The organism is Porphyromonas pogonae (assembly GCF_036320655.1).
GTDB classification, from domain to species: Bacteria; Bacteroidota; Bacteroidia; order Bacteroidales; family Porphyromonadaceae; genus Porphyromonas; species Porphyromonas pogonae.
The window spans coordinates 2,129,341-2,144,613 of sequence record NZ_CP143258.1; the positions used below are offsets into that span (position 1 = coordinate 2,129,341).

Consider the following 15,273-nt stretch of genomic DNA (forward strand, 5'->3'; position numbering starts at 1 on the left):
CTAAAAATTATAAGTCTTTCTCTTTAATGGCTCCGTAGCGATAAGCTGTAAGGAGTTTTTTCAAGTCATTGACCTGCTCGGTAAGCTGTTTACCCTTGTCGGTATCTCTCACCAGCATCCTATGCGAGCTAAACTCCCTCACCACTGTAACGCTTTCAATATCCTCCATGTATTTTATAGCTTCATGGGTAGAACTGAAAGGCTCATGCTTCACCAAATGCAACCCTTCAGAGTTAAATATCAGGGTATATCCTGCTATACCGGTACTTGCCTGATATGCTTTGCTAAACCCACCGTCTATAAGCATCAACTTACCACCGGCAGAAATAGGCTTTTCTCCTTTGGATGCTTTCACGGGCACATGCCCATTGATGATGTGAGTGTCGGGTCCCTCAAGCCCAAACTCGCTCAATATCTTCTCGCACACCTCCTGCTCCGTACGATACACATAGTAGAAACCCTTCTTCTCCGTATGAGTATCCTTGTCCTCTATAAAATACCGCTCAAAGGTAGTCATCATTGACTTATCAAACAAGGGGGAATCAGGGCCACACCACAAATACCACATAAAATCTATTTGATCGGTATCGACAAGCCCTTGCTTTTTGTCCAAATGAGCAGCACGTATCCACTCCTCTACCTTATCAAGCAAAGCTCGGCCTTTATATTTTTTCTTTCCCACTGTTACATCCTTAAAGGATCTGTCTTCGTTCAGAGGGATTGATGCATGGAACAGCAGATTATAATTGTAGCAAAGATACATACTACCGCTACGGTACAAAAAGTCGACATGTTTCTGCAACTTTTCACTTTGTAGAAATGATTGCATCAGTCGCTCCACAATCCTCTGCTCACCCTCTGTGAATGCATAAGGATCATTGGGATCAACAGTAGGTAAATAATTATCAAGCGTAGGATAAGCTTTGCCGTCAGGCAAAACAATAGTAGCATCAGCAGCATTCCAACCATGCAAGATATCCCTATTATTCATTTTGTATTCGGGATGACGTTGGATTATCTGATGTTCGAGTTTGAACTGTATGATAGAAATAGCCTTGTGCATCTGACCTATAAGATAAACACTCTTATCATCATAAAAAGCACGGGACTCTTCGCTGAGCTTCGGTCTGAAGCGCTCGCACGGATCATCGGCATACGTCTCCATGGCGAATTTGCCCAATGGCAATAAATTGATACCGTAACCGTTTTCCAGTGTATCCAGATTGGCATAGCGCAGAGCTATCCTCACTACATTGGCCATGCAGGCTGCGTTGCCCACTGCTGCACCCATCCACAATATGTCATGATTGCCCCATTGGATGTCAAAAGTGTGATAGCTAATCAATTTATCCATAATGATATGAGCTCCGGGCCCTCTATCATAAATATCTCCTACAACATGCAGATGATCGATAGCCAGGCGCTGTATTGTCTCAGAAATAGCTATAACGAAGTCCTCTGCTTGACCGGTCTCGATAATAGAACGGAATATACTTTGCAGATATGCGGATTTATTTTTATTCAGTCCATCCTCATGCAATAATTCCTGTATGATATAACTATATTTTGGGGGTAAAGCCTTGCGCACCTTGGAGCGCGTGTATTTTTCAGCTACTTTTTGGCATACTTTGATCAGCTGGTTTATGGTAACCATGTACCAGTCATCCATAGATTCATCTTTACTCTTGACTAAGTCAATACTTTCCTTGGGGTAATAAATAAGAGTGCATAGCTCACACCTCTCCTGCGCTCGTATTTTACCTCCGAACAGCTCGTTGACCTTTCTTTTTATGGTTCCTGAAGCATTTTTAAGCACATGTATAAAAGCCTCGTATTCGCCGTGTATATCGGCAAGAAAATGCTCTGTCCCTTTGGGCAAACTCAATATTGCCTCTAAATTCATTATTTCAGTAGCAGCTTCCGCCGCTGTAGGGAACTTATCAGACAGCAATGTCAAATATTTGAGTTCCGCATCGGTTGCATTCATGATGTATGGTTTTTAGGTTAGTATTCCAATTTATAAACGCTCTACACTTTTAACACCCACAACGCTGCGAAGTTTACGTATAATATTAGATAGTGCCTCTCTGCCATTTACCTCCACGGTAAATATGCCTTTGAACAAACTATCAGCAGAGTCGATGGAAAAGCCCCGTAATTTAGTATTGTTTTCTTTTTTGAGCAATGAGGTTATATTGGTCACAACGGCTAAGTCGTCACGCCCCACAATCTCAAGGCTCACCCTGTACCCCTCATTGCCTTTACCGCTCCACCGGGCTTGTATAATACGATTGCCAAAACGTGAAAACATATCCGGAGCATTAGGGCAGTCGGTGCGATGTATCTTGATTCCTTTATTAGAGACAAATCCGAAAACCTGATCACCATAGATAGGATGACAGCACTGAGCCAAGCTATACTCCACTCCCGTAAGCCCTTGATCAAGAACCAAAATATCGGAAGCAGAGGATTTACTGCTATCGCTATCATTGGGCTCAGTCACGACATCTACAAATGTATCAGCACTCCTATGAGCTGATGCTGCCGCCTGAGACTCCCTGTATTCCGCCTCTTTCTTGAGCTCGACCTCATACTGCTCCATAAAAAGCTGTACATCCAACTTATCATGGGAGATATCATTATAAAACTCTGAGAGAGTTTTGTACCCCAGCTTTTTGGTGAGACGGAGAAACAGGGCTTCGTTGTACTGAAGCTTTCTGTTCTTGATACGCCTGTTTATTAGCTCTTTGGCCACACTGATGCCGGCTTCCTCCTCTGCTCGCAGGATTTGCCTGATCTTCGATCTGGCTTTGGTACTTACTACGATATTGAGCCAGTCGGCCTTAGGCGTTTGTTGGGCATTAGTAATAACCTCGACCGAGTCTCCATTGTGCAGTTGCTGCTTGATAGAAACATTCTTTCCATTGACCTTTGCTGACACCGCTTGTGCTCCCACTCGACTATGAATAGTAAACGCAAAGTCAAGTACAGTAGCACCACTGGGTAATTTTATCACAGCACCTTGGGGGGTAAATACATATATCTCCTGAGTTTTCAGGGTTAGCAAAGAGCTTTCGAGTATAGATCCCTTATCACCGGGAGCATTGTGCCGAACTTCCTCCAGCGTCTCACGTACAGATGTAAGGAACTCATCCAATCCTGTTTCGCTCTTGATCCCTTTGTATTTCCAGTGAGCAGCTAGTCCCATCTCAGCAATTTCATCCATACGGCGGGTACGTATCTGTACCTCCACCCATTTATTCTGTGGCCCCATGACCGTGATATGCAGGGATTCATATCCATTACTTTTAGGGATGGATATCCAGTCTTTGAGACGTTCAGGATTGGGCATAAACATATCTGTAATGATAGAATATACATGCCAGCAGTGATGCCGCTCTTCATTCAGAGGAACATCTAAAATAATACGGATGGCAAAAAGATCATATATATCCTCGAACGACTGTTTCTTCAGTTTATTACGAATGGAACTTATCGACTTGGTGCGCCCTTTGATTTCAAAATTCACATGGGGCATATCTTTATTGATGCGTGCGCGCACGGGGGTGATAAAAGATTTGATATACGCTTCCCGTGAGTTTTTAGTCTCACCCAGCTTACGTTTGATGTAGTCAAATGTTTTTCTATCTGTGTACTTGAGACACAAATCTTCCATTTCTCCCTTGATCGTATACAAACCCAACCTATGTGCGATGGGTGCATACAAAAAAGAAACCTCCACTGCCAAAGATGTCCTCAACTCATCAGTATGTAGTTGCTTGGCATTGCGCAGGAGATAAAGTCTATCAGCTATAATAAGTAACACCACTCTCATATCCTCGGCAATAGAGAGAAGTAGATTGTGGAAGTTCTCAGAGTTTACAGATTTGGCTCGCATGTAAAGCTCGGATGTCTTGATTAGTAGCTGTATCAGACGTACAGCATTCTCTCCCGCCAGAGCTTCTACTTCGGAGAGAGTCATAAACTCCTTATATACGGGTCTGTAAAACAGTACAGCCAATACAGAGTCTGCATCAAGCCCCATCTCCTTTACGGCTATACGCGCAACCTCCATTTGCCTTACAAAGCCATTGAAGCCGTTGTCGTCACGATCAAAACATTTAGCCTCAATCAAACCCAACATGGTCTCACGGATAGACCTCAGTCTGTCCTGCACAACAACCTCTTTGAGTGTTGGTAAAAGTTCTTTTACGCAACCAAACACTTTATACTTTTCGCGCTCTGTAAACATACCCTAAATTTAGTGAAAGAATTTTAATCGGAGAATTATAAAACAATACTGTTCGTATCACAATAACACGCTAAAAAGACTTTATCTATTCATTGTGAAAGCTTTTTTCTCCATAAACATGAAGTATTGTTTCAATTACCGTAAGAAACCGTAAAATAATAATACGTAAAAATAAAGAAAAATAACGGGTGAATATTCTATTTTATTTTAATAAATGCAATAATATTAATAAAAGTAAGCGGATATCTATGCGCACACTTTACTATTGTAGAGACAAATGCAGGTATGTATTATGCTGTAATTTAATTAATAAACCTACAAGAAAAAAGCATAAAAGACACTTCCATAGCCCAAATACAGAAAATAATATTAGAAAAAACAAGGCTTATTGGCTTTTGAGTGGTGGAATCTAAGGTTGGTGGATACAGCTCTTTTTATTTACAAAAAACATAAGCGAAATATAAAAGATACACCAATCGATCTTTCTGTCAAGATTTTCATACCCAAAATTTACCCTAGTAAACCTATTATGATAAAACCACTGACCGTGTACGATAAGATGATTGTCCGTATACGATAAAATGACTGACCGTGTACGATGAAACGATTGTCCGTGTACGATGAAACAATAGCCCGTATATGATAGAATTCGAGTTAAATGGAACAAGTGATGTTCTTCTTTGATTCTTATTCATCCTGAATAAAAGAATATCATTTTACACAAAAAAAGTTGTCCCCTGTTTTAAACAAGAAACAACTTTTTTCACAGATATTAAATCTGAGCTGTGAGCTAAAATAAGTAGATACCGCCTATACTACAGGGTAGTAGAATACTTTTCAAAACTCGGGATAATAGACGGCATAAAGAGATCCTCAGGTTGCTGAGTAAAGGCCTTGCTGTTTATATCAGCCTTACTATCAAAACCATTGGATTGCTTTTGCAAAGAATTGAGTTGAGGCAATCTTCCCGCATGGAGATACCTTTTGGAGAAGTATTCGCTGTTATTGAGAGTTTCTTTGATAATGCCGCGATTATTAGTGCTGTGCATCATAACAATGCGACCATTGTTGTTCTCTACCACAATAGCCACATGCCCTACTCTGCTGCTTCTGGAATTACGGCCCTTGAAAAATAGCAAATCTCCGGGTTGGGGATCTTTGATGGGTTCGGATATATTACTGAGACTACCTGACGAATGAGGCAGACTGACACCGAACTTGCTAAATAAATGTGATACGTATCCTGAGCAATCCATTCTCCATTTCGATGGACCTCTATAACCATATGGCTTTCCCAAAAATTTCTCGCCATATTGTATTACATTGTCTACCATCGCTTTTACATCGTCACTCAGAGAAGAAGAGGCGGTATTCTTGTTTTTAGATACCGGAGGTTCTTTTTCGAAGTCGCTATAACTGCCCATTGCAACAGACTTGCAAGAGCAAAACAGTAACAACATAACAGATGTCACAAGAGTTAAATGTAGTGTTCCAAGCTTACTTTTCATATTTGCCAAAGATATATACAAATGGATGCGACACATACAGTTTAACATTTTTTATAACAATAACACCCTATATAAAACCAAAACGGCACAGGATCAAAAACCATGTGCAAGAATATTGCTAAATAAATCGATTTTAAAATCCATTTATTGGTGTTTTTTAAATATATTTTACAGCGGATTTATTTGCACAATAAAATAATTTTAATTATGAAAATGCAGAAATTCAAAGATCGTAGAAAATCAACTGTAGGCAAAGATCAAAAACTCATCTTTTTTAGAAGATTTACTTCTTCATACAGCAGTGTATTATACACTAAGCCACTCAGGCTATAAAGTGCTATGAAAGACAATCATTGATTTCAAACCATTACCCACCCCAAGCTTTGCATATAAACATCTTCAGCGTTACAATATCCACAATCAGGCAGTGCAATAGCCTGTAGTGAGGGATAATGAGATATTGAAATCACGTCATTATAAGTAATGTATATTGTGAAGGTAAGAGATTAATTTTTATTTTTGCTAATGGATTCATAATACGATGCAACAAACTATGCAAGATATAATGAAGACGATAAAATGATATTTTGGTTTTCCTCATGAAGTCAAAAACGCACAAAGGTTTTGTTACAAATACTCTATTGAGTCGGCAGCACACTCTTCGGATCAGGATAAATGATTGCGAACTGAAAGCAATAGAAGCATATTGTGGCAAATATAAGATCGATAATAAATCCAGATGGATACGAGAGACGTTGATGAACGAAGTAATAAGGAGTCTGGAACAAGATGTACCTATGCTGTTTACTGAAGAGGAAATGAAATAAACCCCGAACGAAGAAAATTGGAATTTCAACATAAAGAAGACAAACGATTTATGGGACTGGCTCTTGAGGAAGCTCAAGAAGCATACAAGACAGGAGAAATACCCATAGGAGCAGTAATTACATGCAAGGGACAAGTCATAGCCAGAGCTTATAATCGAGTAGAGGCACTCAACGACCCCACAGCACATGCTGAGATACTTGCTATTACGGCTGCAACCACAGCCTTGGGAGCCAAATACCTCAAAGACTGCACCATTTATATTACCATAGAACCCTGCACGATGTGTGCCGGAGCTTTACGATGGGCGCAGATAGGCCGCATCGTATACGGGGCTTTGGAACCGAAATTGGGTTACAGCACATTCGCTCCTACCATCATTCACCCCAAAACCCTAATCACTCACGGTGTATTGGAAAAAGAATGCAGAGAATTGATGATAAGTTTTTTTAAAGAACGGAGATGATTAGCGATATATGAACACTTTTACATTGAGTATATTAGGCTGTGGATCAGCTTTACCCACCACGCAGCATATGCCATCGGCTCAAGCTCTGGAAATCAGAGGCAAGCTATATCTTATTGATTGTGGTGAAGGCACTCAGAATCAAATAAGAAGATACAAACTACACTTCGGACGTATCCATTCGATCTTCATCTCTCATCTCCATGGCGATCATTGCTTCGGATTGCCCGGACTTATATCTACCCTGGGGCTACTGGGCAGAAAAGGTGACTTGAATATATATGGACCTCAAGGCATAAAAGAGTTTCTCGAGCCTATCCTAAGCATGTTTTGTGAGAGAATGGATTACAAAGTAAATATCATTACACTCACAGAGCAAGGCAAACATCCGGTGTTTGAGGATCGCTCCATCAAGGTATATGCCTTTCCTCTCAAACACAGGATACCCACCTATGGGTATTTGTTCGAAGAAAAATGTGTGGGACTGCACCTCGATAAACCGTCGGCTGATTTTTATAATGTACCCATTGCCGCATATAAGAATATCCTGGCGGGAGAAGACTACATTACTCCCGAGGGGGAGGTTATACCCAATAAAAGACTGACCAAAGAAGGTGCTTGCCCTATGCGCTATGCATACTGCTCCGATACGGCTTTCCTACCGGGGCTGGCAGAAGTAATAAACGGAGTGGACCTCTTGTACCACGAAGCCACCTTCAAAAATACTGAAGCGGCACGAGCCAAAGCAACTTACCATAGCACTGCCGAACAAGCAGCACAAATAGCTAAGTTATGTAATGTAAAGAACCTACTGATAGGACATTATTCTGCAAGATATATAGGTTGTGGAGACCTTCTCAAAGAAGCTAGGGCCGTATTTCCCCAAACAACATCTGCTGATGAGGGCATGGTGATAGATTTCAGGAAGCTTGTAACTAAAAGCACTTGCCATTGAACAAATAGCAATACAATAGCGATATTGCTGTTTATTATACAATAAGTATTACATTTACTATTGTTATTTTTAGCAAAAAAACAGCTGATATTCCTCACTGAAATATATGACGTATTAAATGCTCAATGCAAATTGAGATGTACTAATTCTCTTTCAAAGGAAATAGCTAAAAAACTTTGTGATCAGAACATGAACAAAAGACAGTTAAGCATTGGTATTATTCTGCTGGCCACGGCATGCATGGCATCCTGGGCACAGAATGATAAAAACTACGACTATAAGATAAAAGAAGTAAAAGAAGTCCCGGAAGAAACAAAGATTGTGAGGGGGAGTAAGCTGAAAGCTTATAGCATATTGCCGGAAACTTGCATGCCCATAAGAGTGGAGATGCCTGATACGCTGACAACCCTGTATTATAACAGATTCTCTGCAGAAGGGAGGTCATTGGCTATAGGTTATACAGGAAACATCAATTCACCATGGCACGATAAGATATTCTTCAACAGACCTATAGAAAGTAGTCCTTTTGCTTACTTCTCCGGATTTGACGGGATGATTTACACTCCTCGTAACGCTAAGTTCTATAATACACGTACACCTTTTACCCTACTCAATTTCCAAAATAATATGTCTTACAACGAAAAAGAGGAGAGACTAAGCGGAACTTTCGGGGTAAATTTCGGGAGAAAAGTAAACATAGGTGCTGATTTTGAGACTGCCACTGCCAATGGATTCTACAACTCGAACAAAGTCAAAGACAGACGATATCGTTTTTTTGGAAGCTACACAGGTGACAAGTACGAGCTATATGCCTACATCGCCAATGACTACTACAACATAAACGAGAATGGTGGTATTGCCAATGATGATTATATCTACCACCCCGAAAACTTCAACAAAGGTAAAAGAGATATCAAATCCAAAGATATCCCGGTAAATATCCCGAATGAAATACTCTTCAACAGATTGCGCTCAGGACATGCATTCCTATCGCACCGTTATAATTTCGGGTATAAAAAAGATGTGGATGTAGAGCAAGCCTTGGCTATGCAAATCAAAGAGGAAGAGAAAGAAGGCATAAATCATGATGAAGAAGGGCATGTACATGAGCATTATAAAATAGACTCTGTAAAATATATCCCTGTAGCAAGTATATCCCATACTTTGGAGTATGACAAATATGACAGAAGGTTTATAAGTAAGCAACCCTTTGACTGGTCCAAGATTTACGCCAATACTTATATTGTAAACGGTGGTAATAATACCGGAGGCAATACGCCCAATATTGTAAATCCCAATGACACCATGGCTATGAATACGTTGAAAAATACAATAGCTGTATCACTAAGGGAAGGATTTAGAAGTTGGGTTAAGTTCGGACTTTCAGGATATGTCAGATTCGAGAACCGCCGTTACTCAATCATCAATCTGAATCTCAATGATAATTACAAAAACGCCCATTCCGAATTTGCCACTTATGTAGGAGCACAGATAGATCGCTTGAGTGGCAAAGGACTCAACTTCATCGCCAAAGGAGAATTTGCTGTTTTGGGCGAAGATATAGGCGCATTCAGGATGGACGGAATACTGAAGTCAAGATTCAATCTGTTTCGTAAGGATTTCGGACTCACTGCTAATGCTGAATTTTACAATACCAATCCGTCCTACTTCACTAAGCACCAGCACGGAACTTTCCATTGGTGGGACGAAAACTTCAAATTTATCCGACGTCTGAGCTTCGGAGGAAGAGCTGATTTAGAGTCATACGGCTTATGGGCAAAGGTACAGTCGGCAACTCTGCAAAACTACATTAGCTACGGCAGAGACGGTAAACCTCAACAGAATTCTAACGTAATACAAATACTGAGCACAGAGTTTGGCCAAAAATATCACTGGAGCAACCTGAACTGGATTATTACAGCTAATACTCAAGTTACAAGTGATGCCAACGCTCTGCCTCTGCCTGCATTTGCGATGTACGGTAATCTGTTTTTTGATTTCTATCTTGCCAAAGTACTTAGGATACAAACAGGTCTCGAAGGCTACTACCACTCAGCCTATAAAGCTCCTTTTTACGAACCATCCATACAACAATTTGTCAATCAAGATGAGAAAAACATCGGAGGGAATAATGCACTGATCAATGCTTATGCAAATTTTCACCTCAAAAGAGCTCGTTTTTTCATAAAAATGTATAATATTGCCGACGGATTGATCAAGTCTGACCGATTTTCACTATTGCACTATCCGATTAATCCCCGCTCTCTTAATTTGGGTATTATTGTTGATTTTAACAATTAAAGATGAAAGACAAAAGAATTATCCTTTATCTCGCACTCCTGTTTTTGGCTATTTTTTTGATGATTATGCTCAAGCATAACTCGGAAAAGAACTCGCAGGAGGAAGCTGATATTGTTCATAGGGATTACGCTGCGATAAAAAAAGACGGAACATTGAGAATACTATCGTCATACAACGCCGGCGAATTCGACGCATCTTCAGATACTGTCACAGGTTCGGTATATAATCTGGCAAGAGAACTCTCAAATCAATCAGGACTCAAAGTGAATGTGATCCTCGAAAACCATTGGGAAAAAAGCCTCAATATGCTGGAGCATGGCGAGGTGGATCTTATTGCCAATCCTGTAGTGCAAACATCAGAGACAGATAGTAGTAAATACCGCTTCTTAGAGACATATTCTATCGGTAAATTGCTTTTGGTACAAAAGAAAGGCAAGAACAACAAGATCATGAATCAGCTGGATCTTGCAGGCGATACCGTAACTTTACCCGCAGGAACACCGGAAAAATTGTTTCTTACACATTTGTCAGAAGAAATCGGAGATACCATACACATCAAAATTGATCCCAAGTACTCCACAGAACAGCTGGCTATTATGGTTTCTGCAGAAGTCATACCTTATACTGTCTGTAATGATAAAGATGCACAATACCTGAGTAAGCAACTCCCGGATCTTGATTTTTCAGTCCCTGTAAGCTATGACATGCGGGAGGCTTGGCTTGTAAGAAAAGACTCAAAGGTACTTGCTGATAGTCTGAATAAATGGATTAAAATAATAAATACAAAGAATAGAAAAGAGTTAAATAAAACAAAGAATAAGTAATTCAAAAATATATACCTTAATTAAATAAGTTATATTTGTTGTTAATAGCTAATTCTTGAATCGAATAATTATTTTACCTTATGAAAGATTTTTTTAAGATGTTTTTCGCCTCAATATTAGGCGTTATTACTGCAGGTATTATTTTGATCTGCATATCCGTGTTCATTTTATCCGGAATTGTAGCCAGCTTTGCGGCACCTGATAAACCGGCCAAAATATCAGATAATTCTATCCTAAAAGTGGATATGAAAAGTCTTTCTGAAATAGTAACCTCTGATCCTTTGGATATATTCAGGGGCAGTGGAGCTGACAAAACGCTCTCACTCACAGAAGTGATAAGCTCCATTAACAAAGCTAAAAATAATCCCAATATCAAAGGTATTTATCTTAATACAGAAGAACTTTCGAGTGGTATGGCCTCTGTAGATGAAGTCCGTAAAGCTCTTCTTGATTTCAAGAAATCAGGTAAATTTATTATTTCTTACGCAGACAACTTTTCTCAGAAGTCTTATTACCTCTCCAGCGTTGCAGATAAAATTGTACTGAATCCTCAAGGTAAAATAATGCTTTTAGGTATTTCTGCCCCTACTATTTTTTACAAAAACGCTTTGGATAAAATTGGAGTGGAAATGATGACTTTCAAAGTCGGCACTTATAAAGGAGCTGTGGAGCCTGGTATCCGAAATGAACTCAGTGAAGCAAATAAGCTACAAATAAGTGAGTATATCAATGGACTGTGGAATAACATAACTCAGGGAATTGCAGATTCGCGCAAAAAAAGCGTTCAGGATATCAAAGCATTTGCTGATAGCGGGTATGCTGTAAGGGAATCAAAGATATTTGTAGAAAAAGGCTTAGCAGATACACTTGCCTACAGATATGACGTAGAAAAGATGTTGCGCTCTAAGCTTAAAATCAAAGAAAAGGATGATATCAACTGGGTATCACTTGCGCAAATGAATGAGCAGCAATCTGCAAAACAATCAGGAGAAAAAATCAAAGTTATTTATGCTGAAGGAGCAATTATGCCTCAAGAAGTATCTTCTTACAACAACTCACAGACAATAAACTACTCACTAGCCAAACAACTTCATAAATTAGCCAAAGATGATGATATCAAAGCAGTAGTGCTCCGTGTAAACTCCCCGGGAGGAAGTGCATTCCTTTCAGAGCAAATATGGAAAGAAGTAATAGAGTTAAAAAAGAAAAAGCCGATTGTGGTTTCAATGGGAGATGTTGCAGCTTCAGGCGGTTATTATATTTCATGCGCAGCCAATGAGATAATTGCAGAGAATAACACTCTTACAGGATCTATCGGTATATTCGGCCAATTCCCCAACGCTACCGCTCTAGCCAAAAAAATAGGGCTTAACGTGGATGTTGTGAAGACTTCCAAATACTCCGATATGCTACTCTCAGGTAATGTAGCAGGTCTCATAAAGCCATTGTCAGAAGACGAAAAAGCACTCATACAGGCTGAGATCGAACGTGGATATGATACTTTCATCTCCCGTGTAGCTGAAGGTCGTAAAATGACAAAAGAGCAAGTAAACGAAATCGCTCAAGGCAGAGTATGGCTTGGCAACAAAGCTAAAGAAATAGGTCTGGTAGATAAGATAGGGGGGCTGGATACTGCTATCAAGAGAGCTGCAGCACTGGCAAATCTTTCATCTTACAAGGTTATATATGGGACAACCAGCAAAAACTTCTTATCAGAGCTGTTTTCTTCTACAGCGGAAGAATTCCACGCTCGGATATCCGGTAAGTTCCTAAGCCGTGAAGAAATAAAGCTGCTGCAAGAATATCGTCAAAGAGAATCTCTGACAGGATATCAGGCACGTCTGCCTTATGAAATAAGCGCATACTAATTATCATCAATAATAATATAATCTCCCTGATGAGAAAGCACCTACCCGCAACTAAGAAAACTTGGTTCAGGCCTCTATCTTCGCTTTACGGAGCAGCGGTCAAGTTGCGGAATATGCTTTTTGATCAGGGAGTTATTAAATCTCATACATATCCTATCCCTCTGATATGTGTAGGCAACTTATCCGTAGGAGGATCCGGAAAAACTCCTCATGTAGAACTTCTCCTACGCAAACTAACTCCCAAACATAAAATAGCAGTAATAAGCCGTGGTTACAAAAGAAGTACAAAAGGCTTGATCATTGCTACTCCACACTCTACAGCTAAAGAAATTGGGGATGAACCCAAACAAATTGTAAGCAAATTCCCGGGCATTCTCATGGTGCTCGACGGTAATCGTCGTAGGGCTATGGAATACTTATTAAACTTACCCAAGTGCGAGCGCCCCGATATAGTGATTATGGACGATGGTTTTCAGCACAGGTACGTCAGACCCTCATTTTCCATTATCTTATCCGATTATAACAATCCTCTTATATCAGATTCATTATTGCCGGAAGGTACTCTACGTGAGCCGGCTTCATCAAGATACAGAGCCGATGCTGTGATTGTGACTAAATGTCCTCAAGGATTACAGCCCATAGATACACGTATTGCAAGGCGTGATCTGGCACTCTATCCTGATCAATATCTATTTTTCAGCCATATTGTTTATGGCGACACCCTTCGCATCCAAGATTTAGCAAAGAAAGTTGATCCCCCACCCGATATAAGTCAAGAAAAGATAGATCATCCTTTGAGCATTAATCACCAAACACCTGTCATTGCCTTATCAGGCATAGCTAAGCCGGAACTCTTTCAAAACTATCTTCGACAGCATTACAATTATATTGAGGAAATCAACTACGGAGACCATCACCAGTTTTGCTCACAAGATATCAAGCATATCCATGATACATATCATAGGGTACAGCAACAAAACGATAAACAAGTCATCATCATTACTACAGAAAAAGATGCGGTACGGCTTGCAGATATATTGGAAAGCTTTGACAAAGAAGTGGTGAGTGCTTTATATTATTTACCTATTGAAGTGAAGATACTTCGTGGCTGGGAAGACTCTTTCAACAGAATGCTTGATAAAGCTGTAAAACTAACTCCATATTCATAGGGAATTAAAGATCGGACCCTAAAACATCCGTATATTACTAAATAAATTATGCAAAGAACAGAAATATCCGAGTTCGGTGAATTTGGCTTAATAAACCATCTCACCAAAAATCGAAAAAAACATAACAAAAGTACTCTTAAAGGCGTGGGAGACGATGCTGCAGTAATTGATTACGGGCCAGACAAAAAAACGTTGGTTACTACCGATTTGCTTCTGGAAGGCATTCATTTTGACCTCACTTATACTCCACTCAAACATCTCGGTTATAAGGCAGCGGTAGTAAACTTCTCCGACATTTATGCTATGAATGCTACTCCTCGTCAGCTTACAGTATCTTTGGGAATCTCCAAAAGATTCTGCGTTGAAGATCTTGAAGAGTTTTATGCAGGTTTATATCTTGCATGCGATACGTATGGAGTAGATCTTATCGGAGGTGACACCTCTGCATCCGTTACAGGACTTACCATCAGCATCACCTGTTTAGGAGAGGCAGACGAAGAGAATATCATCTTTCGCCAAGGAGCCAAACCTACAGATCTTATCTGCATTACAGGTGATCTGGGAGCAGCTTACATGGGCCTTCAGCTTCTAGAACGTGAGAAAGCGGTATTTGCAGGAGAACAAGAAAAAGACTTCACACCAGCCTTTGAGAGTCGTGAATATATCCTCGAAAGACAACTCAAACCCGAAGCACGCAAGGATATTATAGAAGCATTGCACAAAGCAAACATCAAGCCTACATCAATGATGGATGTTTCTGACGGCCTTTCTTCCGAGCTAATCCATATATCGAAGCAAAGCAAAGTAGGAGTGAGAATATATGAAGAACGGCTTCCGATTGATTATCAAACAGCATCTATGGCTGAGGAATTCAATATGAACGTAGCTACAGTGGCTCTCAACGGAGGAGAAGATTATGAGCTTGTATTTACTGTGCCGTTGGGACTTCTGGATAAAATCAAAGAAATAGACGGGGTACGCATCATAGGACATATAACAGAGGAAGCATTGGGCTGCTGTCTTGTGACTAGAGATGGATCCGAAATCATGCTCCAAGCACAAGGCTGGAATGCTTTCAAAGAAGAAAAGTAGTCTTTTTTACAGA

At 40.1% G+C, this 15,273-nt stretch carries 11 protein-coding genes; 8 read left to right on the plus strand and 3 right to left on the minus strand.

Annotated elements, in window-relative coordinates; all coding sequences use genetic code 11:
* Positions 1-7: 7 nt before the first annotated feature.
* From VYJ22_RS08420 to VYJ22_RS08430, 3 genes are all read right to left on the minus strand, one after another.
* The gene (locus VYJ22_RS08420; RefSeq protein WP_329903525.1) at positions 8-1,987 is read right to left on the minus strand and encodes a fructose-1,6-bisphosphatase; all 1,980 of its coding nucleotides are present in this window, start codon (positions 1,985-1,987) and stop codon (positions 8-10) included.
* Between the two features lie 30 nt (positions 1,988-2,017).
* Positions 2,018-4,252 (minus strand): RelA/SpoT family protein, encoded by a 2,235-nt coding sequence (locus VYJ22_RS08425; RefSeq protein WP_329903526.1) that lies wholly within the window; start codon positions 4,250-4,252, stop codon positions 2,018-2,020.
* Positions 4,253-5,067: 815 nt separating this feature from the next.
* Entirely contained in the window at positions 5,068-5,676 is a 609-nt protein-coding gene (locus VYJ22_RS08430; RefSeq protein ID WP_329903527.1) for a C40 family peptidase, read from the minus strand.
* Between the two features lie 683 nt (positions 5,677-6,359).
* Between VYJ22_RS08430 and VYJ22_RS08435 the strand changes: the two genes are divergently transcribed.
* From VYJ22_RS08435 to thiL, 8 genes are all read left to right on the plus strand, one after another.
* Complete coding sequence (locus VYJ22_RS08435) at positions 6,360-6,587, plus strand: hypothetical protein (protein WP_329903528.1); 228 nt, start codon at positions 6,360-6,362, stop codon at positions 6,585-6,587.
* Positions 6,588-6,604: 17 nt separating this feature from the next.
* The gene (locus VYJ22_RS08440; protein ID WP_329903529.1) at positions 6,605-7,051 is read left to right on the plus strand and encodes a nucleoside deaminase; all 447 of its coding nucleotides are present in this window, start codon (positions 6,605-6,607) and stop codon (positions 7,049-7,051) included.
* Between the two features lie 10 nt (positions 7,052-7,061).
* Positions 7,062-8,006 (plus strand): ribonuclease Z, encoded by a 945-nt coding sequence (locus VYJ22_RS08445; RefSeq protein WP_329903531.1) that lies wholly within the window; start codon positions 7,062-7,064, stop codon positions 8,004-8,006.
* A 189-nt stretch (positions 8,007-8,195) separates the two neighbouring features.
* The gene (locus VYJ22_RS08450; protein ID WP_329903532.1) at positions 8,196-10,307 is read left to right on the plus strand and encodes a putative porin; all 2,112 of its coding nucleotides are present in this window, start codon (positions 8,196-8,198) and stop codon (positions 10,305-10,307) included.
* A gap of 2 nt (positions 10,308-10,309) precedes the next feature.
* Positions 10,310-11,131 carry a transporter substrate-binding domain-containing protein gene (locus VYJ22_RS08455; RefSeq protein WP_329903533.1) on the plus strand — a complete coding sequence of 274 codons (822 nt, stop codon included), beginning with the start codon at positions 10,310-10,312 and terminating at the stop codon, positions 11,129-11,131.
* An 80-nt stretch (positions 11,132-11,211) separates the two neighbouring features.
* Positions 11,212-12,999 carry a signal peptide peptidase SppA gene (sppA, locus tag VYJ22_RS08460; protein WP_329903534.1) on the plus strand — a complete coding sequence of 596 codons (1,788 nt, stop codon included), beginning with the start codon at positions 11,212-11,214 and terminating at the stop codon, positions 12,997-12,999.
* Positions 13,000-13,028: 29 nt separating this feature from the next.
* A complete protein-coding gene (gene lpxK / locus VYJ22_RS08465; RefSeq protein WP_329903535.1) occupies positions 13,029-14,168 on the plus strand; it encodes a tetraacyldisaccharide 4'-kinase in 1,140 nt (379 codons plus the stop codon).
* Positions 14,169-14,216: 48 nt separating this feature from the next.
* A complete protein-coding gene (gene thiL, locus VYJ22_RS08470; protein ID WP_329903536.1) occupies positions 14,217-15,260 on the plus strand; it encodes a thiamine-phosphate kinase in 1,044 nt (347 codons plus the stop codon).
* The last annotated feature ends 13 nt before the right edge of the window (positions 15,261-15,273 follow it).